Below are 3,651 nucleotides of genomic sequence, written 5' to 3'. Positions count from 1 at the left end.
ATGAAGAGCGCTTCGGTTTTTACACACTTTGTGCCGTTTGATCTGTTCCGGCTTGAAGCCGGCATTGAGGCGAAAGAGCCGGCGCAGGCGCGGCAAACGGCGGCGTGACCCGCGGATAGGGCAGGGGCGGAATACAGGCAAAAGGCGGGGCGCAAGCCCTGCCTTTTGTATCGCTATGCCGTTACCCCGCTTACCTATGCGCTGGCAAGCGGCGCGCGTTTGTGCTAGCATACGCTGATATGGCATTCACATACACGTCGCTGCCGGTATACGAGCAGAAGCAGCGCATTCTCGACACCCTCGCGGACGAACAGGCGGTGGTGGTGCAAAGCCCCACCGGAAGCGGCAAAACCACGCAGATACCCGTGATTCTGCACGAAGCGGGCTATTCGGCGGCCGGAATCGTCGGCGTTACGCAGCCGCGCCGAATCGCCGCGCTGTCGGTGAGCGAGTTCATATCCAAACAGCTCGGCACCGCGTACCCGGGGCTGGTCGGCTACAAAATGCGCTTCGAGGACAAGACCGATTTCTCCACGCGCATAAAAATCATGACCGACGGCATTCTGCTGCAGGAGGTGAAGTTCGACCCGTGCCTGTCCAAATACTCCGTCGTCATGGTGGACGAGGCGCACGAGCGCAGCCTGAACATAGACTTCACGCTGGGGCTGCTGAAGCGCGTCCTCGCGGAGCGGAAAGACTTCAAGGTGATTATCTCGTCGGCGACTATGAATGCCGAAGCGTTCTCGCACTACTTCGACGGCGCGCCGATTGTAACCATAGACACGGTTACCTATCCCGTAAACGTCGTCTATGACCCGCCCGCGGGCGTCACGAGCACCATTTCGCCCGCCGCCGCGGACGCGCTGCTCCAGAAAATCGCGGCGACGGTCGAGCGCGTGCTCGCCGGCAAAGAGTCCGGCGCGATTCTCTGCTTTCTGCCCGGCGAGAAAATCATCAAGGACTGCCTCCGCCTGCTCGCCTCGCTGCCCTTCGGAAGGCGGCTCTGGCTGCTGCCGCTGTACGGCAGGCTTTCCAAAGAGGAGCAGGAGCGCGTGTTCGCTCCGCCGCCGTCCGGCAGGAAGAAGCTGATTCTCTCCACGAACATAGCCGAGACGAGCGTAACCATAGCCGACGTTACCGCCGTCATAGACACGGGGCTGGCGAAGCTCAACGCGTACAACGCGCGGAACTTCACGTCGAGCCTGACGGAACTGCCGGTGTCGAAGGCGTCCTGCAACCAGCGGAAGGGGCGCGCGGGGCGCACCGAGGCGGGGACGTGCTACCGCCTGTATGCGCGCGAGGACTTTGAAAAGCGCGAGCTGTACACGGAGGAAGAAATCCACCGCACCGACCTTTCGGAAGTGGCGCTCCGAATGGCGGAACTGGGAATCACCGATTTTGAGCGCTTCGACTTTATCTCCCCGCCCGGGCGCGAGGGCATGAGCGGCGCGGTCGACACGCTCCGCATGCTGAAGGCGCTCGAAGCGGACAATACGCTGTCGGGCACCGGCAAACTTATGGCGGAGTTTCCGCTTTTGCCGCGCCAGAGCCGCATCATCGCCGAGTCGATTCAGCGCTACCCCGATGTGCTGGAGGAAGTGCTCATAGCCGCCGCCTTTCTTTCAGCGAAGTCGCCGTTCGTCCTGCCGGCCGGCAAGGAAATGGACGCGCGGAAAGCGCACCACGCCTTCCGCGACCTGCTCGGCGACTTCGTGTCCTACCTTAAAATGTACCGTACCTTCGTCGCCGTTACGAACAAGGAGCAGTTCTGCGAAAAGAACTACCTCGACTATCAGGTTATGACGGAAATCTGCAACATAAAGGAACAGCTTGAGCAAATCGCCGCGCGGCTGGGGCTGCCCGTTTCGTCTGGCGGCTCTATGGACGATTACCTGTGCTGCGTCGCGGCGGGGATGATTCAGTTCGTATGCGTCCGCGAAGGCAGAGAGAGCTACCGGAGCCTCACCGCCGACCATATCCAGATTCACCCCGGAAGCAGCGTGTTCCGCAGCGACCCGCTCTATATCGTGGCGGGCGAAATCGTCCGTACCTCGCGCATGTTCGCAATGTCGGTGTCGCCGCTCGCTCGCCCGCTTCTGAAGCGGATAGACGCCGGGCTCGACACGGCGCTCGACGCAACGCGGCAGGAACGGCGCGGCAGGAACGGCGCGGCAGAAACGCCGCCTCTGTTGGGCGGCAGGCAGGGCAAAGCCGCCGCGGACACGCCGACGGACGCTTCACCCCGCCGCAGAAAAGACGGCGGCGCGGCAGCCGACGGCGCGAAGGAGGAAAGCGTCCTTTTCGGCGGCGAGCGCTTCGCCCTTACGAAGCTGAAGGGCAAGAAATACCTCGTGCTGCCGCTTGAGCAGTTCCGCCGCGCGCTTGAAGCCGCCAAAGACGACGCGTCCCGCGCCCGAATCGCGGGGTTCCGCGGAATGCTCACGGTGCAGGACCGCCCGCTCCTGTCGGGCGAAAAGGCGGCGCTCATTGCGAAGGCGGCGGAGAACCTCGACCTTGCGCCACTCGCCGAAACCGAGTGGGGGCGGAAAGCGCGCCTCCGCTCGGACGACGCCGCGTCCGCGGAAAAGCTGGTGTCGTCGCTCGGCTGGGTTCTGCGCGTTACGCGGGCGAAGCCGGCCGGACAGGAACTGGGCTTTATCGGGCTATTCACCGACGGGCGCGGCGGCTATTGCTACAAGGTGTCGCGCGGCTTTCCGACCGCGCTGAACGAGAGCCTTTCGAGCCTTGAAACGCTCATAGACGAGGCGGCGCAGAGCTTTGCCGGAGAGCAGAAGGCACAGGTGAACGCCGTGTACCGGAAGCTGTCTGGAATGTACGAGTAGGCGGCGATACCCGCGCTATGCGCGGGTATCGATCGAGTTTCCTGTACCGCCGCAGGCGCACAGGAAACTCTGCGTAGAGGTTGCGCGAAGTAGGGGCAACGATCGAGTTCTTTCAGAGAACCCGGCATAAGGGCAAAGCCTGTATGCGGGAAACCCGCGGCGGCAGAGAGGCCTTGCTTTCAGAAAACTCGGCGCATAGAGCGGGCAGTGCCGGTACCCGTTTATGCGCCGTGCGAAACCCGGTGGCTTCTTGTTCCGCCTGCTTTTGGGCTTCATCTGCCGCATGCGAAGACGGACGCCCCCATTAGCGCAATCAGCACGGCGAATAAGGGCTTTTTCAGTTAACCCTCCGTATCAGGGCGGTAATCAATTTATATTTCGCCCGTCCCCGCCTGAATGTCCCGCTTTCCCGCTTCAGTTTAACGCTTGTTATAGCCCTGAATTTGGAACGTATTGATTGCAACATAGCAATCTGCGCCCGGCCGTGACGTGCTGTAATACTCGACAATGTCGAAACCGGCTTTTTCAAGCGCCTGCCGGTACGCGGCATTCGCGTATCGCCAGTAATGCGGGATTTTTACCGTGCGCGGCGGTCCCCATATGCATAGCCAAATTGGGTCAAACACGGTTCCCCTAATCGGTTTTGAGACTTCGCCTTTAGGTCCTATCAGGTATATGTTATCTGTAATCTCAAACCCCGCTCTTGGGGCGGCAACGCTCTTTTCAGCCGTGTTTAGCGGAAAATCGCGGTTCAAGTCATTGCCGCACCCGATGCCTATGGCGGCAAGCCCGCCGATTGCGCCTGCCG

2 protein-coding genes are annotated in these 3,651 nt (G+C 61.5%); one reads left to right on the top strand and one right to left on the bottom strand.

What is annotated here, in order from left to right; translation table 11 throughout:
• The first annotated feature begins 239 nt into the window (after positions 1-239).
• Positions 240-2,843 (top strand): helicase-related protein, encoded by a 2,604-nt coding sequence (locus AWU74_RS05865; protein WP_062328518.1) that lies wholly within the window; start codon positions 240-242, stop codon positions 2,841-2,843.
• Positions 2,844-3,262: 419 nt separating this feature from the next.
• Here the strand turns inward: AWU74_RS05865 and AWU74_RS11735 are convergent.
• The coding region (locus tag AWU74_RS11735) for a hypothetical protein (RefSeq protein WP_187150882.1) at positions 3,263-3,651 on the bottom strand (389 nt) is incomplete at its 5' end.

The organism is Treponema endosymbiont of Eucomonympha sp., assembly GCF_001028545.1.
The sequence above is the reverse complement of the archived record's forward strand: the minus strand, read 5'-3'. Positions and strand labels throughout refer to the sequence as shown.